Here is a 21,031-nt window from a genome sequence, read left to right on the forward strand (position 1 = left end):
CGACTGAATAAGTGCACTACGCAGTATCGCTGCTGCAACGGAGCCTTCTTAAAAAGATGCAATTTAAAGCGGAGCCGAGTCTACTCCGACAAAGACGGACAGGGTCGTTCGCATTGCTATCTGTTTTTTTGTAGGATGCTTATCCGTATCCTCCTGTACTTTGCACCACCCGCCATGGCTACGCCCTTGCATACTCGCTTTGTTAACGAATTGGCTGCAACCTCGTTTGGCGATACACAGGTTTTCTTGACCTACGATGAGCAGGATGAGGTCGAGGAAAATGGGACGTACGCCGAGGTAGCTCGGGAGAAGTTGCCACTTGTCGAGCGGGCCATGTGGTGGGCCCAAGCCACAGCGGTAGGCGCGCTGATTTTGGTGCTGCTTAGCAGCGGGTTGACTTGGCTGGCGCACACGGGTATCGCCTTCACATCCACTCCGTTTGTCAATCCGTTTTCGATCGTCCTCTGGCCGGTCCTTTTCAGCGCGGCGCTACTTTTCAATCTGTGGCGCGCCATGCGCCTTACCTCGAAGCGGCTGCTCTGTAGGCTGGTTCTGGAGATGGATGATGCTACAGACGAAACTGCTGGATGATACGCTGCGCCGCCTCGGCCTGCGCATCTGACATCCAGACGGACCACAGATCTGGTAGCGCTGCTGTTACGCTATGCATCCGTCCGGTGGCCGGATCTTCAAATCGGAGTCCGTAGTGATGCAACGCAATGGCCGGACGCCGCACCTGCACCGAGGCGCCATAGCGTCCGTCATGCACCACCGGATGCCCTCGATTGGCGCACTGCAGCCGAATCTGGTGTGAGCGCCCCGTATCCAACTGCACATGAATAAGTGTACGTTCGGCGTCGGTGCGCAAAGCTTGATATTGAAGGCGCGCGGCTTTGGCATCAGGATGATCGGGCGATACGATCTGCGGCCCCGTAGCTGTTTTCGCGATGGCATCTTGCATGGTTCCAGCCCCACGCATCGTTCCTTCAACTAATGCCACATACTGCTTGTCCATCGTGCGCGCCTGCACCTGCTCGCTAAGCGCACGCGCGGCCTCTGACGTCTTGGCCACCATAAGCACTCCCGAGGTGGGCCGGTCGAGGCGGTGCACCAATCCCACAAACGGGTCTGGATCGGATGGGGTAGCCCACTGACGCTTCAACAGGTCAAACACATTCGGTTTGCCCGTAGCATCAGGCTGCGATAACAGTCCAGCAGGCTTTTCAATGGCGGCCCATCGGTCGGTCTCGGCGGCGGCATCGAGGGTGCGTGTCATACGAAATGCGTCAACGATCAAACAAAACGGAGCAAATGCCACGAACCACCGCCGGTTTTGTTTGGCCGCTCGGGCACCCTGGTAGCAATTCAGAGAGGGGGGGCACCTGCGATCTGTTGCTCTCTGCAGCTGGTTGTCATGTTGAGCGCCCTGACCGCAGGGAAGAAGTTCTTTAACAGTTTGCCGTGTGGCAGAGTACTATTGCTGTGTCACAGGTCAATCTTCGGGTTGCAACGCGCCCCGTTTTAATGTTGTCATCTTGAGCGGAGCGGCTCCGTCTAGGAGACGCGGAGTCCTGACACGAGCGAAGCGACTGACGAACGCAGTGAGTAAAGATCTCCCACGAGCTGGGCAGGGCCGTTGGTTTGCCAGTAGCTGCTGAGCGCCGACGAGATGTTTCGACGCGCTTCGGGCCCTAGGGGCCCTTCGCTTGCTCAACATGACAGAACATTTGGTTTGAGATGCTTCAACGCGAGTCCACTCCATACCATAACATTCAGGTGTGACACACCACTATGGCGCATGGGTGGGTGAGCGAAAAACGCATCCGTAATGCGTGAAGGACCAAAGATAGCCGCTGCAATGGGCCCTATCGTATACGATGGATTGTTTTTCTCGCTCGCCAACGCGTGCTCATGCCGTTTTTGTATGCTCTGTATGTCGCCGTATTCTTTGCAAGTGGATTGCTTTTTCCGCTAGCTGGAGCCGCACAACTGTCCGATATAAAGGCATCTTGCGTATCTGACACAGGAGCCAACGCCACCATCATTCTGCCGGATACCACAACGGCGGTGGTGAATGACACCGCGCTTGAGCCTGGCGACACGTTGCTTGCGTTCGATCCGCAGGGGCAGTGCGTGGGATACACCGCGTACTCTGGCACCGGCGATGCCCTTACGGTATGGGGGCAGGGCCTCTTCAACGAAACGGCCACTGGACTCCAACCGGGCGATCCGCTCATGCTGTGCGTATGGCAACACGAAGGCCGAACGCTTTTCTGCCCAGCCAACAGCACCATCGACATCACACTCGACACCTCGGCCCCGTACCTGATCGACAACTTGCAATACACGCAAGATGGACTGTACGTGGTGAAAGAACTGCGCGTTGCCGTGAAGGAATAGGGCGGGGTCTTGTGTCATCACAGGGTGTACGTGTCTATCGCGGTTTAATGGCCGCCCGGGATATTCGCTTCGCTCCTGATCCCAGGCTATGGAACGGCACGACGTGAGTCAAACCCATAGCCGGGGACCGCTTGCGTCTCCAACGATCTGTGGCACGTGGCTAAACACGTACATGCTATGCATCGCCACGAGAGACAGGATCATATTCCCCGGCAGTCATCCTGACGCCGCCAGGCGGAAGGATCTCAACGCCATGCCTACGGGCTCGCCACGTCCGGTGCGTGCAGGGGCCCCTCTTGGACACTGAGCAGCAGGCACCCGGCCACTTGGCGCCGAGATGCTTCACTTCGTTCAGCATGACATCTATTATGGGAAGGCTATAGAACGGCCCGGCGATCTGGGAGCAAGTCGCTAAACACGTACGTGCTGTGACGCCTCCAACCGTCCATACCGTCCATCCCCCAACGGAGCATGCGGAGTGGAGTAGGTATCAACACCTCCAGCCCGCGCTGGGGGCACCCCCAACGCGGGCTGGCAAGGACGAATGGCATCAGACGAACGTGTTGCGGAGCCGTTACCGCACGACAACCAGACGCTTCGACTCCGTTTCGCCTGCCGCCTGCACACGATAGAAATACGTGCCGCTGGCCATACCGCTTACATCAATAGGCAGGGTATGTGGCCCCGCGGCAAGCGCCCGGTCAACCCATGTGGCTACACGCTGCCCGATGGTGTTGTACACCTCAATGCGCACATGCCCCGCTTCAGGTAGTGTGAACGAGAGCTCTGCATGCTCTTGCACCGGATTCGGAGCGTGCCCGTCGAGCACGAACGCATCTGCCCCTGGTCCTTCGGCTACACCCAGGTATACAGCTCGCGGCGCAAACGTGGGCTCACGAACGGACTCGTCGGTGAGCACATGACGAAGCGACTCCATCTCGACCACCGATGGCTGTTGCTCATCAGGCCGTTGCGCCTTCATTGTTAGGCGATCACCCGGCTCTGCACCAGCGGTATTCGTAATGGAGCTAGCCCCTCGTACGGTGGCAATGAGTGCCCCGTCTATGGCCTGCCCCGTGCCTACACGCGCGCCATCGTCAGTCTCAACCCACACACGGGTCTGCTCGGGCCAGACGCTCCCTGTGGCAACCAACACAGCCGCCGACTCGCGGCCAGCAGACGAAGGCTCCATCTCAGCAAGCGTAGCCCGTGCCTGCATGCTCTGCTCCTGCCCACTTGGATACTCCAGCGTACGGTCGTCAGCCAGATACACCATGTATCCATGTCCGGGCTCCAGCGCGCCGATCGTGTTGATCGGATCTCCGTTGTTCGGATAGTAGATATTCCCAGCGACGTCCTTCACCAACACGAGATCCCCGGCTATGCTGCTTAGCGCCTCTTCTACAGGCAACGGGGCCGTAGGCAGGTAGGTCACGAAGTTCCACCCCTCTGACAACGCGATAGGATCAGACGGAGAGCGGGCCTCGCCTTCTACCTCCACGTCCTGATCGCCCGTCACGAAAATCTGATAGGCTTCATCGGGATGCCAGGTATCGAGGTTGTCCAGTCCATACATCGGGCTAAAGGTTTGCCCGGCCACGTCTTTCACCAGCACCACATCGTCAAGAATGGGTTCGAGCATTTCTTCCATAGGACGCTCCTCCTGCAGCACGCGGGCGGAGGCGAGGTTCCAGCCGTTGTTCAGCGTAAGAGTTTGCGTATCCGCATCCCCTTCGTCGGGTGTATCGTTGAGCGGCGGGTTGTCTTGATACGGAGCAATGTGTCCCATCCAATCGCCCTCGGGCCACGCCTCCTGACTCCACTGGGCCAGGTCGTACAGCACCTCATAGGCCACGCCATACTCCCCAAAGTTGCGCAGTGCCGTCCAGAAATGGTCGGGATATGTGAACCGATCGTATCCGCCTTGATACTGTGGCACGTGCGACGCTGGGTCGAGTCCGTGCTGGTCATCGGAAATCCGCTCCCAGTCATCGGGACTATGTTGCGTGATTCCGTCAGCATAAGCCCGCATGATCACATTGAGCGTTTCGCGGTACTCGTCGTCGGGCATATCGCGCAGGGGCGCCCCTTGCGGGTGGGTGCGGTCTATCCAGCCGGGCGAGAGATGTCGCATGTACCAGCCGCGCGGCTCCGTGTCCGACTCGTCATCGGGAACGCCATGAGCAATCTGAACCATCTTCATGTACGATGCCAAGTGTCGCCAGTAGTGCGAATCAGGAGCACTTACAGCCGACATATGCTGAAAGTGGTACTTCCAGTCCATCGGACGCATATCTGTTGTAAGCCCGGCTCCTCCATTGAGCGTAAGCTGGTGTTGATACCATGCCGTGTCATGATAGCGATCCATGATACCACTTCCGGGGCCCTTGCCCCCAATAATGTGAGGCGCCATGTCGAACACCACACGCGAACGGCTCGTCCACTGCCGCGGCTCGGCGTATTCGTTGTACAGATCTTGGGCATGCTCTTCGTTATGATGCGGCTGGAAGATCTCGAAGGTCTTCACGAGTCCCCATTTCATAGGCACCTGGCGCGCAATTTCGAACTCGAATGGAGCGGGTGATCCGTTCGGCGGAGCCCAGTCGTTTTTGATGTACCGCCACAGCCGCTGCGACGCCCGTTCGGCAGACTCCTCAACGCGCCACGGACGGTCTTCGTTGATGAGGTCGGGCACCTCGTTCACGTACCAATCCCATGCATCGCTCTGCTCAAAATCGCTGCCCCACACGTCAAGCGGGTGAAACTCGGGCAGCCACTCGTTCCAGTCGGGCATTTGCAAGTTCACGGGTAGCTCGCGCATGTTGAGTTTCCCGTCGATCTCGTATGCGCCCGTATGCACGCCATCGGGAAAGAGGAAGTCCTTGATCTCGGCGTCGTAGTCGAGCACCCAGTCGAGGCCTGCTCCGGCGGCCCAGTACACCTGGTCCATCTCGTCCATTGGCTGTCCCATAGTACGGGCATCGGTGGGCCCTCGTGAGGCAGCAGCGGTTTCGCCGGGCTGATACGGCGGATTCCACGGACGTCCGGGTGGGGCAATGGTTTGACCGTCAGAGGTCTCGATATCGATCGAGCGGATGTAGGCCGCAATCTGCTTGCCTTCGGCTTCACTCAAGCCATGGAACTGACTCCGGCGCTCAATGGAGTAGTTGGAGTAGGCAAAGTATTCCAGGTCGTATCCGCCTTCTACATGGCAGTCGTTGCACGACGCGATAATATCAGGGCCGTCCCATCCTTCTACCAAAAGATCGCGCTGATGCCACAAATCGCGGCCGGCTTCTACCGATGCTGGATCGTCATAGCCTGCGGGCGCGCCCCACGAGCCTGGATCATCCCATTCGGTGGGGGTCGCACTCGACAGGTTGGCGTTGCTAGCAGACTGCACCTGCAGATCCAACACCCGGAATCCCATCGACGGGTCGCCCATGCCGTTGGATCCTACGGCGTAGTTGACGCGAAATTGAATCACGTTTTCGCCGCTCTGCACCGCTCCTAACTGATCGATAGGGATGCGAAATCGCACGGTGTGCACAGGGCCGGTGATACAGTCCTGGCTGGCCTCGGGTTCGAAGCACTCTACGGTGCTGTTGTTGATGTCGACCCAGTTGCCTCCATTAAGCCGCACCGACGCCTTGTCTGTGTTGTAGTTCAGGGCATCGATATGATGCGAGGGATAACCAATCGAGTGCGCTTGCATGTACACATGTGCTGCTGCCCCGGGGTCATCCACCTGAAGGGAAACGCTCTGTGTATATCCATCAGGCCCCATCACCTCAATGGGGTACACCACAGGCTCCTCGCTACTCGACGAGATTATTGGAAGTTGAAATGCAGCGACAAGTAGCACTGCACTAACGATCAGGACAATGGTGCTGGTATACCAAACGGCTGGTGCAGGCCACAAGGCCTTCCAAGCCCCCTGGGCTCCATGTTGAAAAAAACAGCGTAGGTTCTTGAACATGAGAATCCAAATTCAAACAAAGCAGGATACGGATCGGCACCCACGTGCCAACGGTACCTGTAATAGGTTCAAGGGGCGTACCACACTGCACCAACAACGCACGATCTTGTAATCCATCCAATGCCTCATCTCCGAACCGCCTTTACGAACATCGTGTCAACGTATCCGACTTGTACCCAGAATGGCAGCACTGGGTACATCGGTTATTTCTCTTTCTTCCAAATGGCAACACATACCCTTTTTCCGTTGGGCATCATGTTATCTTGCCATGCGCGGCTTGCTTCAAAGTGGAACGTCCTACCCCATGCTGGTCCCATTTCTCATACACAGCATACGCCTGTCGGCGTAATGCCTCATATTTAGACGCCTGAATAGCTATTCGGAATTTTTCTTTTTGGGCACGACGCGCTACTTCTTCATCGGAGGCAAGCGTTGTCTTATTCCGAATCCGCGCCACATTTTTTCCGGTTGGGGCAAAAATAGTAAAATCGGTGCCGAACCGTTCGTTGACGGCCTCGAACACCCGATCAATGGGGCCGGTGGTCTGGTCGAACGGGCTCACCACCATCTGGTCGAGGTACCGCGTAAGGGCAGTGTAAAACCGGACGTATGCCCGTAGCCCTTGTGAAAGCGAGACATACGGCCACCGGCTCACGAGCGACACCACCGCATCCGCCGGATCGCGTAGTGTAACCAGCACCGGGGTGCCCTGCTGAACCGCCTTTATGATCTGGGCCGGTGCGTGTAAGTGGTGGGCCAAGCGCACCGGGCGCTCTTGACACGACTTAAAGGCCACCGTCGCAAAGCTATTTCCTGATCCCTGGAAGCCATCAATCACCAGTTCGGTATCGGGCTGCACCGCACACTCCCGTCCGTCTATGTGGTGGCGCATCTTCCACTGGGTCCACCAAATCGTAGCCTGATGCACAGGCGCCAGCCAGGGTGTCGCAGCGCAGCGTGTACGGATCTCAAACTTTGCCTGTAAGGCCCATCGGACTGGATTCATCATTTGATTCATTGGATCTACGCTGGTTTGTTTATAGGGATACAGATTGTGGCATCCCCACACGGCGCAACGCCTCGGCAAACTGCGCATGCATGCGGGGCAGTCCGTAGCGCACGCGCACATCAGCGGCTCCCCGACGCGCCAGGGTGTGCGCCCATGTCGGGCGGGCTACAAGCATCCGGAGCGCCTTGGCCAGGGCATCGGCATTGCCTGGGGGCACGAGCACGCCCGTCTGCTGGTCATGAATGATTTCGGGCACGCCTCCCGCCTCGGTAGCTACAACCGGGCGCTCGGCCAGCAGCCCCTCGACCACCACGCGTCCAAACGGCTCGGGCAAGATGGAGGTGTGCGCAATAATGTCGCACGCCTGCATGTAAACAGGTATATTGGACTGATGCCCGGCGAAGTGGATGCGCCCTTGCAACGCTGGCTCGTGGGCGGTTTCTCGCACTATTTCCGCATAGGCGGCGTCGCCCGGAAAGGCGGCTTCGCCCACCAGCAGAGCATGCACCTCGGGCAGTTGCTTCAGTGCCTCCAACAGCACATGCTGTCCCTTCCAGTGCGCCAGTCGGCTAAACACTCCTACCAGTGGTACATCGAGCGGAATGCCATGTCGATCTCGCACCTGTGCCGCATTGTCTTGCGATTCCGCATTAAAAGGAAAGGGGCTCATTCCATTTGGGATTTCCAACACGGGCCGCGTCCCTCCACTGTCCAAAAAGGCCTCGGCAGTAGCGCGTGAGTTCACTCCCACCAAGGTAGCAGCACGGTTGGCCGTAAGCGTTACCAGACGCCGCTGCAGAACCCCAAAATGATCGGGCGTAAGCAGGTCGTGCACGATCCAGATAAGCGGATGGCCGGTGCGGCGCGCTGCGTAGGCAGCCGGAAGCAGGGCCTTCATGGAGTTGGCTACGATCAGGTCGTATGGGCGAGCCACTCGCGCAAGCGCCCGTGCAGTACGCCAAAGAGCGGGAGCCGCCTGCAGGCCCTGCCACCACGCACCGCTTTTACGCACCTGCTGTAGCGCCTGCCCCTCTGAAAGCATCACATGCGGAATCTCGTGCGTCTCCAGCCGATCAGTAAACCGTCCCATGTCGAAGGTGACCACAACACTGTTGTGAGCGTATGGACGTGCCAAATCCAACAAAAACAACTCGGCCCCGCCCAGTGCGCCGCTGTGCGTCACAAAAAGAATCCGTGGCATCGTCATAGATCAGGAGCAGGCAGTGGCATATACATGGTGTGTTGCCGCTACGACCCGCGGCCACGAAAAACGATCCCGCGCATAGTCCGCACAGGTGGATGCATCGGGAAGGGGCTGACGTCCATGCAGCGCTTCGTTGAGGGCGTCGTAGAGTGCATTTGCTGAAGCGTCGGGCAGCACAAGCGCCTCCGACAAGGGGCGCACAACTTCGGGGAGTCCGCCCACAGGTGTTACAAATACCGGTGTGCCACTGGCCAGCGACTCGATGGTGGTGAGTCCAAACCCCTCCCATTCCGTTGTGGGCACCACACTGTAGGTAGCCGCCCGATACGCAAGGGGCAGATCAGCATCGGGCACAAAGCCAAGCAGTTGCACATGTGCCTCCAGCCCCGATTCGACGATCCGCTGCTGCAGCTCCGCTGCCAACGGCCCGGTTCCGGCAATGTAGACGAGCACATCCGAATGCAGGCGCCGCAACCGATCAGCCGCCTCTAAAAGTGCAAACAGTCCCATCCGATGCGCCAGACGACGCACCGTGAGCACGATGGGGCGGTCGGTGGGCCAGCCCAAGGCCCGACGTGCTGCCGACGTTGTCATGCCCGCATGAAACCGATTCGTATCCACGCCCCCCGGCACCACGTGAATGCGCGCGCCCTCTACGTTGTAGCGACGCATTAGCACCTCACGAAACGCGTTGGATAGCACAATAAACCGATCGGCACGTCTGTACATCCGGCGCTCCAGCGTTTGTTTTAGGCGGATGCGCCAGGCCGCTTCCCCCTCGGTGGCCGACTCCAGCGCCCACGGTCCGTGAAAGTGCATCACGGTGGGCAGGTCGCGTGCAGGCAGGGGCCACCCATAGAGGGCAAAGTGGCACGCCAACACGTCGTAGTCGGTACGCGCCAAGTCGGCCCCAATGAGGCGACGTGCCCTGCGCAGTCGAGCAGGTAACGAGGCTTGCGGCGAGGCAAAGGCACGCACCGAATCAGGGCGATTGGGATGCGTGGGGGCCCCCGTCACCCAGGTGGTGCCCGACAGCCCGGTTTCAGAAAAGTGCAAGGCTAAGCCATAGACCATGCGATCCAGACCATTGCCCGGCGCCTCCGGAAACCAGTCCATGCCAATGCTGCACACCTTCAACGGAGGCAGTTCGGCGGGTGCTGAGCGCGTGGCGCGCCGTGCAGCGGTAGATGTAGACGTAGATGCAGACATGGTCAGGCGTATCCAAAGTGATGGCGGTTCAGGGTGGTGATGGTGCGGGCCAGCGCCTGGCTCGATCGGGGCAGATCGCGTTTCCAGCGCTCATCCAACTCAATGCCCCGCTCTTCGTACCGCATAGGATTGCCCGCAATCGTAAACTGGCTGCCGTCCCGAAAGTCGGTAACGGCTTCGGGCACATACGGAATGCCGATCATGGCACAGGCTTCGGCAAAGGTGGTGTGAGGGTGTGTGGCCAGCGTTTCGTATTGCATCAACAGGTAGTCATCTGCAGGCAGATGGTGCTCGGCAATACGATCAAACAAATGATTCTGCACCACCCAGGCGCCGGACTGCCGCGCCGTGTAATAAAGGCGCGGCGCGTGGCTATGCCAGGAGGTGTTGCGCACCCACGGCTTGGTTACCGAATAGGCAAACCCGCAGGGATGCTTTACCAGATGCACCACCTTGATGCGAAACCGCCCGGATCGCAGCAGCCAGAGGAGCCGGTACGGGTCTTTCGAAGCGTCCACGATCCATTCGGGGCGCGTGCCGGTGCGTGCTTCGACCAGCGCACGAAAGTGGCGAAAGAGCGTCTCATTGTTGGCTGCGTACTGATCCACCTGCGCCCGAACGGATGTGGAGAGCGGCTTCGGTTCAAAGTCCTGCCACCGGCTCCAGCGCAGGGTGCGTCCGCCATCGTGGTTTTCGCGGAAGTAGTCGATTTGAGGAGCCGGCTGCTGCAGCGGTTGCACCCGCGCTTCCATCTCTTGCCAGAACGGGCACGTCTGGACGTACTGCCCCGAGCCACACGGACGCACCCCGCCCATGCGAATTTCGTGCGGCCACAGGTGAACCTCGCCACACGTCGCTAGTGCTGGATGAGCTCCCAGCATCGACTCGAACAGCGTGGTGCCACTGCGGCCAATGCTGGCCACGTACAGTAGATTGATGCGGTCATCCGTAGACATATCAGGGCGTGCTTGGGGGGTGAGAAACAACGTGAGGGTAGGTCAAGGCAAATGCACCTTTAGGCGAGAACTTTTGTGGGAGCGACAAGAGCGGCGTACGCCTCGGCATGCTGCTGCGCAATGGCAATCCACGAAAAGGCATCGGCGCGCTGCAGGCCCTGCTCGGCCAGCGCGGTCCGACGTTCGGGCCTGTGAAGCAGCGTTACCAGTGCATCGGCAAAGTCGGAGTCGTCCGCCAGTATCCCGTAGCGTCCATCGTCAAGCACGTAGCGTGCGCCCGGGTTAGGCGTCGCTACGATGGGGGTGCCGCTGGCCATTGCTTCGAGATACGGAAGCCCAAATCCTTCATAGACACTGGGATATGCAAACACCCAGGCACGCTGATACCAATCGGCAAGGGTCGCATCATTCGGATAGTGCAGCACTTTTACGTTGGGATGCGCCGCACAGGCCTCTGACACCCGGTCGGCCACCATAACGAGCGTAGCTGCAGGCACCCGTGGGAGCACCTTCGCGCAGAACTGATCGAAGAGCCAGCCCCCTCGCTTGCGTCCTTCCCACGTTCCGACAAAAAGAAGCGAGGGGGTGTCAGTCTTTGGTCCCGGCCTAAACCGCTCCAGATCCACCCCATTGGGCATACATCGATCGGCTCGGTAGCGCGCTGCGCAGGTTGGACTGATGCCCCAGCAGGCTGTTGCCAGGCGCGCAGACAGATGCTCCAGCGGATAGATAGCGTGTTGCACCAGTCGGCGCTTCCAGGAGGTGGCGGTGCGTGCCTCATCGAGCGCGGAGCCATGCATGGTGCGCACCGATGGGATGCCGCGCCGTATCCAGAACCAGTCATCGCCATGCAGGTGAACGATATCGTACGGGCTGAGGTCAACCTGATTCAGCAGCGCCGGCAGCAGAAACCACCGTGCTGCCGGGCTATCGGCCAGCCACGGCTGTTCTGCAAACAGGTGGATATGCTGGTAGGGTGCCCCAGGCGGAGGCGGCGTCAGGCTTAGCACCGTGACTGTGTGATCGGGGATTTCGGCCAGCGCAGTAGCCAGTCGATGTACCACAGCCTCTACCCCGCCTACTTTGCGATGAGGCTCTGGTAGGGTGGTATGAAACAGCGCAATGTTCATGACTCGGAGGGTAGTTTACGATGAAACAGTTCGACGTTGGCGTAGCAGCGCGCGGGAGCTATCAGGTTGGGCCGATTCGCTTGCTTCCGCTTCGGCCTCATGATAGCGACGGGAAGCCACCGCAAAAGCCATGCAGCACCAGAACACAACGCCTTTCACTTCACTGACCTGTGGTCCCATAAGCATCAGCGCAAAGTAGGCAACGGCAATACCCGACACCAAGACCGCAAACCGGTCGGTATTGGGTGTATAGCGGATCACAGCGTAAAGCATCATCGCCAGTCCACTCAGATAAAAGAGCCCCCCAAACCAGCCCAACTGGTACAGGATGGTGACAAAGTCGCTGTCGAACGTGCGCGCGCCCAGCCCCTCGCCCATCGGACTGGTGAGCAGTTCGTTCAGCATGATGCCATACATATACTGCCGCGCCTGCATGCTTCCGTCTTCTTCCAACTGGCTAAACGACTCCATTCGTTCGCCTGTCACTTCACCGACCTCCCCAGAAAGAACCAGCGGCACGGTGATGGCAGCCACCACCACCAGCATGATGACTACCCGTCCGCGGCTGGCATTCTGGAGGCGTGCGAGGCTGTACGCCAGCGCCACCACCCAGCCGCCCCAGGCGCCGCGTACCAGCGACACCAGGAAAGCGGCATATCCCGGAATGGCAGCCAGTTTGCCCATCAGCCCTTTGCTATCAAAAAGTAGGATCAGACCCGACATCAACACCATGGCAAAGGGACCCGGCGAGTTGAGCATGCTGAACACGCGAATCTCGAACGGTTCGGGCTTGCCCAGCGAGATCATGCGAGAGCCCTCCATCCAGAGGGTGTCCCAGGGCGGCGCGACAAAGAACTGGTAGAGGCCGTAGCTTCCCAACACAATCACGCCCCAGATGAACGTAGTGCGAAAGACCGAACGCAGCCTCGGGTACTCGCGCCACCGCACCAGTACAAACAGTGCCATCAGGAGGGGGCAGATCCAATCGAGCAATACAGTGGTAGCGCGAAAGGCATCTACGTTAGTGAGCCCTACGAGATAGCCATATGTAAGCCCCATAAAGCAGATCAGTAGAGGCACGCCCATGCGATGCGTAAGCACCCGTCCAAACCGAGGCAGGTCGAGTAGGATGACCAACGTGGCGGCATAAGGAGCCAGCAGCGAAAAAGCGGCAGCAGGCGGCGTAAATACCCCGAGGTGGTAGTCAATGATGCGACGAACAAACGGCGACACAAACCAGAGCCACCACACGAATCCAAAATACAGGGCTGGGTTTGAAATATAGAGCCATGCAGCTACGGCTACGCTCATGCCCATATAGGCCAGACTTAACAGACGTAGTGCTGACGGATGGGCACTCATAAAGAGCAGGGCGTAGCACCCAAACGCAATCAGGATAATACCGCCTGCCAGGAGCGGCGCGCGCCGGGGGTTGCGCGATATGTCGGCTAGAGTACGGATCATGCGGTGGCACGCGGATTTGTGAACAAAGGCCGCCGCAGCGCACGGTTGAGTCTGTCATGAGGCACCATGGGGGCAATACCAAGCGCCTCTTCATACTGTGCGGCAATGACGGGCCATTGAAAGTGATCGAGGTAGAGACTGCGGGCCGCTCGGCCCAGTTGCCGCTGCATGGCCTTGGTACGAGCGATGTGCAGCAAGGCATCTGCAAAGGCCTTCGTATCATCGATAGAGGTCATAAAAAATGCGGTGCCCCCGGCCTGCTTCAAAAGGGCATCGGTCTGGGGGCCCTTGGTAGTCATTACAGGAAGGGCGTGCTGCAGGCCAGCCAGAAAGGCACCGCGACGGGTAGACACCCCTTTGTGGTACGGGGCCAGATACACATCCAGGGCGCTTAGATGACGCGACACATCGGGAGCGGCCAGCGGTCCGGGGCAATGAAGCGGCACATCCGGAAAAGCCTGCTGGATCTGTTCGATTCCGGGCCCAATGTAGACAAGCAGGGGACTCATGCTTTTGTGTTGTAGCGCTTGGATGCCTTGCCGAATGTGGTCGAAAAGGCGAGAGGAATGGCCACGTCCAAACAGCCCCAGCAAGCAACCGTGGGCCGGCAGCCCGGTAGCTGCACGAGCTTCTTGCTGAGTGTAAGCTAAGTGGGGCATGTTAGAGCCGACCGGAATATACGTACACGGCGTATTGGGAAACCAAGACTGAAACCGCTCAACCCACGCTGGAATGGTCATGATGAGATGGTCGGCGAGGTAGCCTAATCGCTTAAACTGGGCGCGTTGCCACACCGACATGATGAACATACGTATCGAATCGGGTGGCATGAACGGCTCGTGAATGGTGAGGGCAATTTGTGTGGCGGGGGCATGCTCACGAATGCGCGCCAACGCCGGAGCCAACTCGGGAGCATATCCTCGTGTACCGTATGCAAACGGGTTGTACTGCACCACCACCCAATCGGGCGGATCGCTGCACAGGCGGTCGGTCCACGCATCAAGACCGGCGGCCTGCGGCAAGGCGGGTACGGTACACACACGCACCTCCGAACTTCCGGTGGCCGCGGTTTGTGCGGTCCACACCCGTACGTCATGTCGTCCGGACAGCGTAGCCGCCAGATGTGCCGTGTAATCGCCAATTCCATCGAGGGCCGGTGGGTAGGCCGGAAACAGAAAATCTAGTCGCATAACGAATCCTCCCAAAAGCAAACGGATACGAAAACCGCCGAATTATCGGGGCGCAGGGCGCTATCTACCTACATAAAACAACCACGCGGTCGTCTTCTATGGGTGGACACGCGCTACAAAGATCGGTCAAGATGCTTTCGGGTACCCCCTACTATTGGCGCATAGGGGATTCGCCAATCACGCAAGCCGCGTTTCAAGACGCGCATAGCGCCACGCCGATTTCAGATGCGTGGGTGAAAGTAGATGCGGCAGGGTATCCCACGACCAGCCGTGCGACGCAGGCACTACATCGAGGCACCAGTCTACGGTACGATGGAAGGTGACCTCTCGTGAAAACCAACTGGTCCAGACAGCGCGTGCAGCGGCGGCCATAGCGGGCGCCTCGTCCTGGCGTGCTCGCAGCAGATCGGGAAGGTGAGCTACATCGCACTCGGCCACACGCACACTGCACGCCTCCCAGTCGGGGCCTACGGGAGGGATCCAGTCGTCGGCAATGATGACTGGCACACGTCCCATACGCAAGGTTTCAAACAAGCGCATGCTAGACGTACCAATGCCGCGTGGACAGAGCACAAATGCACTGTCGAGCGACACATCTCGGTACTGGTCCTGCAACTCGCGTTGTTGATCGGCCGAGAGCGCTCCATACGGCCAGTACGGATCTGTATTGAAAAGAAACGCCTTCTCATCAGGCAGCTGCATGAGCGCTTCTCGCACCGGATGGGTAGACACTTTGCCGATAAACGAGTACAGGTAGCGAGGCTTTTGAAGCGGCGCCGCGTAGCGGGCATGGTGATGCGCAAAGGCTTTTAGATAGCCCCCTGTTCGGGTACGCTCGGGATGATAGGTACGCGGCGTGAGCGAGGCATACACACCCGGCAACAACGGCATCGGCTGGTCGTGGCGGCTGTGCAGGGCGCATCGCTCAGCATGAGCCTGATAGACCGGGTGGCGCCGTACCTCGCGGTAGTGCTGCAGCGTATGACAGTTTTCAACAAACAGAATCAGATCGGCCTGCTCAGGCGCCTGCACAACCTCATGCGTCCCAAATCGGTCGTGTGCTGCCGCGTCTTGCATCCGAACGAGTTCATCGAACGGGTAGGGGCGTCCGGGTCCTTCGCCGGCGGCACTGGAAAGAAGATATACGGTGGCCATGTGTAAGGATGGAGGGATGTAAGGGTGGAGGTCTGGATGATGACTCTCACAAATCACCTGTCATGGTAAGTCCTCTGGCGTACGTTTAGTGTGGACGGGCTCGTAACGTCACAGCGTGCTGTCAGGTTGGGGGAGATCCCGGCTCTGCGGCGCTGAGGGTGCCTTGGCCGGGATGACTATGAGGGTTGGCAAACTCATGCTCTACCCTAACATTGTCATCGCGAGGAGGGAGCCCTGCGACTGACGCGGCGCTGTGAGCGCTAGCGAACGAGTACTCCTGGGGTGCGATCTCATGCCGTTGATTGGGCGGCTGCATTCGGTCTGATAGCATGAGATTGCGTCGCTGCGCTCGCAATGACAAGATTGTGAGTTATTCCGGTTACGTTAGGGGACCATGTGTTACCCAAAGATTGACCTGTGACAGAGCCCTAAGTGACCTCAACAATGGTTTTGGGGATTGCCGGACGGATTCCCCTCCATCCTACCCTTCCTCCCCGAGGAGGAAGGAACTGTGGAAGGCGTTCAGCAAGTCCCCCTCAGAGGAGGGGGGATTTAGGGGAGGGATAGTGTAACATTATATATATAAAGCACTTATGTGCAGTGTAGCACCGTATGAATGAGTGCCAGTCGGCGCGTCCCGGTCGAAATCGCCGCATACCCAAAAACGTTGTATGAACGTACTTACCATCCGCTATCCAATGTAATGCTTACGCCAGGAGCGCGTGTCGTCGAGTGGCCGCTTCAGCATAGAGCCGGTCATAAGCCCGTGCGGTGTGCAGTGCAGAGTAGGTCACCGCCGCATGGTGCTGTGCGCGCCGTCCGGCTTCAACCAGCAGGGGATAGGTCGCCAGATGATGCGAGAGCGCCGTGGCAAGGGCTTCGGTATCATTAGGAGGAACAAGTGTGGATGCATCTGGAGCCACGTATTCGGGCAGGCCTCCGCCATTACTGGCCACGACAAAACGCCCGTGAGCAGCCGCATCGAGCGGAACCAGTCCTGCCGGTTCATTCCATACCGAAGGTACTACCACGATCCAGGCGATCGTCATCAGGGCTGTGAGAGCGCTTGGCTCGCACCACCCATGAAAACGCACCCGCTCGGTAAGATTGAGCCGTTCAACGTGCCTGTAAATCGCGTTTGTGTGCGCTTCGGTGCCGCTGCCTGCTACATGCAGCACCACTGATGAATCTATGTGTACCATAGCATCCAACAGCCACGAGAGCCCCTTTTCAGGAGCCAGGCGTCCGGCATACAGCAGCCGCGCATGCGTGCTAGGGGGCGCAATGAAAGGTTGTACGGCCGGTGCCGGTGATGGACACACAACCATGTTCTCGGGCTCACATCCTGCGCGCACCATCATTTCGTGCACATACCGGCTTACCGTTGCGGTAGGCACCCGCTCGGTTTGGGCGCGCTCGGTCTGCAGGCGCTGAAAGTTCTGCCACATGCGTTTCGGGCGGCAGCTTCCGCAGCGCTCTTGCACATGCATGCGTGCACAATGAAACGGGTGATACGTGCGATCACAAGGCTGTTGGGAGCGCCGCAGGTAGCGCGTTCCCGATGGGCACCCGCCCTGATGTCCGTGCATCGTGCGCACCACCGTGAATGGCGGTTGGGTGGGCAACGGCATCGGGAGCGTTCGGTGCGCGTGCAGTACATCCAGGTTAAGGGTAGCGGCCGTGTGGTACAGCGTGTCGTCGGTTACGACATGCATATGATCGCGAAGTGGCGTACCCTGCGGAGGAGCCTGGCAAAGCCATACGACCTGGTGGCCCGATTGGCGTTGAGCCGATGTTAGCCGTTCCACGTATGTAGCAATGCCGCCGTCGGCCCATAAATCGGCGGCGTAGTGAGCAATGCGCATCAGATGAGTCCCCACGTATGGTCGGTTTCGTAGTCCAGTTGGATCAGCAGATCGCCCCATTCGGCCTTGAAGTGATCGACCAGTGCGGGGGTAAAGTGGTTGCGCCAGTCGCCGGGCGTGCCTTTGCGATAGTGACTCTGCACATCCTCTTCACCACGCGACCGCCCTCCGGTAAGACGGTTGAAGCGACTGGCCTCTAAAATGTGTGCGAGTGTATCGGGCGGCAGGGTGTCTAATGGACGCCGTGGCACCGGAAGCAGCGGATACGGGCCGGGGACACGAGCATGCCCCAAATAATGCAGCCGATTGAGACGCACCTGCACCCGGTACGCAAAGGAATACAACGCCTCGGGATCCAGCCACCCCAAAAAGGTGGCAATGCGCTGAAAGCCGGCATCAGGATCGGCGGTGAGCGTTTCCATGTGCAACTCCAGCACATGGGGCTGCTTGTAGTCCCATGCCTGCATATCCGCAAACACAGACTGGCTAAACACCATCTCGGCGGCCAGCCCATCTTCAAGCGAAAGCGTCTGTAGCAAATCGCGGTGGGGCTCCAGTTCGGGCCACTTATCAGACGGATGTGAGTGCTTGTGCGAGAAATAGGCCGACACTAGCACATCGCGCGGGTCACGAACCACGTGGAATCCGCGACTTCCTTCGGGCAGGGTCTGCACCTCGTGTATCTGCGCGTTGGTGTAAATGAGCACGTCAATAGACTCAGCGCTCACTTTGTCGGCCAGCGATGCATACGGACTGATGTGGCGCGGCAAATGGACAATGGCATGGCGCCGCCCCAGATGAAAACTCATCTCCCGAAAAATGCGGGTGATCCATCCGGTTGCACACTTGTGATGGCCGTAGAATGCCCGCACTGCTCCATACGACACGTTTGTGGATTGTGAGGGCGCCTGGAGCGTAGATAGAGACGTCATGGTGTGCCTCTCTGGTAAATAAAACGGGGGGCAAGCAACCTACTACACAACTGCCCGCTTACGTATGGCTTTCGGTGGACGCCCGTGTCGCTTTTGGCGCATGTGAGGACTCTGACTGCCATCCGCGCAGCCGCTTGTGAAGCCGTTTGCGGAGCGATCCAAGAAACGCGTGTCGCACAATGTACGGACGGTACGCCCGGTGCCGCCATACGTCGTAGTGCCAGTACGCTTGCTTAATCCACTGCAGCACCCGTGCCGAGAGCCCGCATCGCGCATGGGTGGATGCATAATCGAACGCATGCATTTCATCGGCACAGATGGCCTCGACCCAGGCGACCTCGGTGTCGGTCAGATCGGTTTGCCACCGCTCTAAGGGAGCTGTTGAAATGGGACGTGTGGCGATTTCGTTGAAGGAGGCTGCGGCTTCGGGCTTCATGTACTGCTCCGCATCCTGGTGAAAACGGAGCATCTCAGGGTCGTAGGGTAGATTGAGGAATGAGCACAGGCGCTGGGCAACATGTTCAGGAGCCGTGACCAGGTCTTCGTATCGCACCGTACACCACTGCGAGGCAGGTACCCATTCAGAGAGGAGTCGGTAGCCCACATTCCAACTCTTGCGCCGGTTTAGGGCATTGAAGATCACGTCGTCTGGAAAAAAGTCAACGCGCTGCATGGAGGCTACTCCGGCCCGCGGATCGCGCGCCATGTACACGAACTGAGCCTGTGGAAACATTTCAATCAATAGATCCACGTAGAAGAGATTGCCTGGTGTTTTCTCGCCCCAGCGCGCCGCGTCTTCGCTTTGCGCCCAGGCCCGCAACATGTGGGCGTAAGGGGTACGGTAGGTCGGGTCGTTTACCTCAAGCAGTACGTTACGAACCGCATCCACTTCTACCCCAGGAAGCAGGGGCATGCAGCGGGCCAACGTCTCTTCGACGTACGACTCGTACCGCTCGCGTGTCCATCCTGGACGGTACCAGGGCCGATCGTAGGCGGTATGCTTGAAGTAGTTCAGCTCTTCCGGAATAGCTACATCCGGGTGAGCGTTGAGCATCAGACGCATCAAGGTGGTGCCCGAACGATTGGCGCCCACCACAAAGACTGGTCGGTCGGTTGCTGTACGGTAGGGAGGAGGCATGCCTATCAAGCAGGAGTCAAGGAAGAAGGAGACGAAACGGGAAGGTGCTCCTTACACACGTACTGCACCACCTCTGCATAAGCGCTCGCGCGGGTTGTGCTGTGCAATGCATCGCGCAACGGTGTACGGTCGATGCTAACCTGTTGCCCGGCCTGCAAGGCGCCCACCCACATCGTTAAGGCATCGGCCATGGTCTCCACATCGGCAGGTGCGCTGCAGACTACACCGGGCTTATCTTGCAGGTAATTGCGATTCTCGCCAGGAGGCACTGCCGCCACAATTGGCCGATCGGTCATAAGGTACTCGTAGGTCTTGGCGGAAATACGTCCGCCGGGGGTGCCGTCAGGGCGATCGGGCAGGGTAAGAAACAGCACATCTGCTTCATGCATCAGGCGCAATACCGTATCGTGAGGCTGTGGCGGGTGCACTGTAACCACGTCATGCAGGTCGTAACGCTGCAGCACGGCCTCTACCACGTCGGTCGGAAATGTGTTACCGTAGATGTGCACCTCTACCGGACGTGTCCACTCAGGATGTGCCTTACGCAGGTGCTGCACCGCCTGGCCAATGTACACCGGGGTGTGGGTGCGCGGATCGATGCGCGAGGCCCGGTACTGTCCCCACTGATTCCACCGGTGCCACCACGTACGTGCTGTGCGCGCTAGCAGACCACGCTCGGTGTTCGACGTCTGATGCATATGCCAGCCAGACAACCCCCCTGTGTACACGATGCGAATGGGGGCGGTGGCCTCTTTAGAGACCGGCGCCGATACGGGCGTGGCCACAGGGCGCACCCCACGCCGAATTAGGTGAAGCGTATTCCGGTGGGTCTCAGGCTGCCGCTGCCGCACGCGGTCGAGGTTTTCCTGCGACACAAAGACCGATGCATCTGCGGTTTGAACGAGCCAGTCCTCCAGCCGCTTAGCAGCCCAGGCGTGCATACGCGACGGGTATGTTGCATTGACATCGGGGCAGGTGAGCGAGTCGTTGAAATTGAGGATGAGCGGCACGCCGGTCATTTTTTTCAACAGCGCGCCCACAATAGCACTGGTGTAAGGCATTGCAAACGCCAAAATGGCATCGGGACGTTTCCGTTTCACCTCTCGATAGGCGGCATACAAGGCCGGCACGATCCACCCGATAAATGGGTCGGGCCAGAACATCCAGTCTGCCATTTTTTTCAGGCGGAGGCGCTGCATTCCGTTCTTAAGCCGTGTGGCATCGCCTCCTTGTATTGTACGCACCGATACGCCCGGCAGCACAGGCTCGGAGGCAGCGGTAAGGGCATGAACGGTGTGTGTACGCGCCAGGTGTGATAGGAAATAATCGACGCGTATCGCCAGCGGATAGGTCTCTGGCGGAAACCGATATGAAATAGCGAGCAGGTGGCTCATAAACGG

Annotated in this window: 16 protein-coding genes; 2 read left to right on the forward strand and 14 right to left on the reverse strand. The window is 58.9% G+C overall.

Annotated elements, in window-relative coordinates; translation table 11 throughout:
- Nucleotides 1–174: 174 nt before the first annotated feature.
- The gene (locus ACZ5AL_RS07615; RefSeq protein ID WP_464509767.1) at nucleotides 175–591 is read left to right on the forward strand and encodes a hypothetical protein; all 417 of its coding nucleotides are present in this window, start codon (nucleotides 175–177) and stop codon (nucleotides 589–591) included.
- Here the strand turns inward: ACZ5AL_RS07615 and ACZ5AL_RS07620 are convergent.
- Entirely contained in the window at nucleotides 569–1,276 is a 708-nt protein-coding gene (locus ACZ5AL_RS07620) for an RluA family pseudouridine synthase (RefSeq protein WP_464509768.1), read from the reverse strand. The genes ACZ5AL_RS07615 and ACZ5AL_RS07620 overlap by 23 nt on opposite strands.
- 635 nt (nucleotides 1,277–1,911) lie before the next feature.
- On the opposite strand from ACZ5AL_RS07620, the gene ACZ5AL_RS07625 reads away from it, so the two are divergent.
- Nucleotides 1,912–2,400, forward strand: a complete 489-nt coding sequence (locus ACZ5AL_RS07625; RefSeq protein ID WP_464509769.1) for a hypothetical protein — start codon at nucleotides 1,912–1,914, stop codon at nucleotides 2,398–2,400.
- 574 nt (nucleotides 2,401–2,974) lie between these two features.
- On the opposite strand, the gene ACZ5AL_RS07630 is transcribed toward ACZ5AL_RS07625, so the two are convergent.
- The 13 genes from ACZ5AL_RS07630 to ACZ5AL_RS07690 form a co-directional block, all read right to left on the reverse strand.
- The gene (locus tag ACZ5AL_RS07630) at nucleotides 2,975–6,208 is read right to left on the reverse strand and encodes a T9SS type A sorting domain-containing protein (RefSeq protein WP_464509770.1); all 3,234 of its coding nucleotides are present in this window, start codon (nucleotides 6,206–6,208) and stop codon (nucleotides 2,975–2,977) included.
- Between the two features lie 424 nt (nucleotides 6,209–6,632).
- Entirely contained in the window at nucleotides 6,633–7,307 is a 675-nt protein-coding gene (locus tag ACZ5AL_RS07635; RefSeq protein WP_464509771.1) for a hypothetical protein, read from the reverse strand.
- Between the two features lie 109 nt (nucleotides 7,308–7,416).
- Entirely contained in the window at nucleotides 7,417–8,595 is a 1,179-nt protein-coding gene (locus ACZ5AL_RS07640; RefSeq protein ID WP_464509772.1) for a glycosyltransferase family 4 protein, read from the reverse strand.
- 3 nt (nucleotides 8,596–8,598) lie between these two features.
- Nucleotides 8,599–9,801 carry a glycosyltransferase family 4 protein gene (locus ACZ5AL_RS07645; protein WP_464509773.1) on the reverse strand — a complete coding sequence of 401 codons (1,203 nt, stop codon included), beginning with the start codon at nucleotides 9,799–9,801 and terminating at the stop codon, nucleotides 8,599–8,601.
- Between the two features lie 2 nt (nucleotides 9,802–9,803).
- Nucleotides 9,804–10,757 carry a sulfotransferase gene (locus ACZ5AL_RS07650; protein ID WP_464509774.1) on the reverse strand — a complete coding sequence of 318 codons (954 nt, stop codon included), beginning with the start codon at nucleotides 10,755–10,757 and terminating at the stop codon, nucleotides 9,804–9,806.
- Nucleotides 10,758–10,816: 59 nt separating this feature from the next.
- Entirely contained in the window at nucleotides 10,817–11,887 is a 1,071-nt protein-coding gene (locus ACZ5AL_RS07655; protein WP_464509775.1) for a glycosyltransferase family 4 protein, read from the reverse strand.
- A gap of 15 nt (nucleotides 11,888–11,902) precedes the next feature.
- Nucleotides 11,903–13,351 carry a hypothetical protein gene (locus ACZ5AL_RS07660; protein ID WP_464509776.1) on the reverse strand — a complete coding sequence of 483 codons (1,449 nt, stop codon included), beginning with the start codon at nucleotides 13,349–13,351 and terminating at the stop codon, nucleotides 11,903–11,905.
- Nucleotides 13,348–14,541: a glycosyltransferase family 4 protein gene (locus ACZ5AL_RS07665; RefSeq protein WP_464509777.1), complete on the reverse strand. Its 1,194-nt coding sequence runs from the start codon at nucleotides 14,539–14,541 to the stop codon at nucleotides 13,348–13,350. The genes ACZ5AL_RS07660 and ACZ5AL_RS07665 overlap by 4 nt, the downstream gene beginning before the upstream one ends.
- Nucleotides 14,542–14,718: 177 nt before the next feature.
- Nucleotides 14,719–15,696 (reverse strand): exostosin domain-containing protein, encoded by a 978-nt coding sequence (locus ACZ5AL_RS07670; RefSeq protein ID WP_464509778.1) that lies wholly within the window; start codon nucleotides 15,694–15,696, stop codon nucleotides 14,719–14,721.
- 707 nt (nucleotides 15,697–16,403) lie between these two features.
- Nucleotides 16,404–17,561, reverse strand: coding sequence for a glycosyltransferase family 4 protein (locus ACZ5AL_RS07675; RefSeq protein ID WP_464509779.1), 1,158 nt, complete (start codon nucleotides 17,559–17,561; stop codon nucleotides 16,404–16,406).
- Nucleotides 17,561–18,493, reverse strand: a complete 933-nt coding sequence (locus tag ACZ5AL_RS07680) for a sulfotransferase domain-containing protein (RefSeq protein WP_464509780.1) — start codon at nucleotides 18,491–18,493, stop codon at nucleotides 17,561–17,563. Before ACZ5AL_RS07680 ends, ACZ5AL_RS07675 begins: the two co-directional genes overlap by 1 nt.
- Nucleotides 18,494–18,551: 58 nt before the next feature.
- Nucleotides 18,552–19,631, reverse strand: coding sequence for a sulfotransferase family protein (locus tag ACZ5AL_RS07685; protein ID WP_464509781.1), 1,080 nt, complete (start codon nucleotides 19,629–19,631; stop codon nucleotides 18,552–18,554).
- Nucleotides 19,632–19,636: 5 nt separating this feature from the next.
- Complete coding sequence (locus tag ACZ5AL_RS07690; protein WP_464509782.1) at nucleotides 19,637–21,025, reverse strand: glycosyltransferase; 1,389 nt, start codon at nucleotides 21,023–21,025, stop codon at nucleotides 19,637–19,639.
- Nucleotides 21,026–21,031: the final 6 nt, after the last annotated feature.

The organism is Natronotalea proteinilytica (assembly GCF_055379935.1).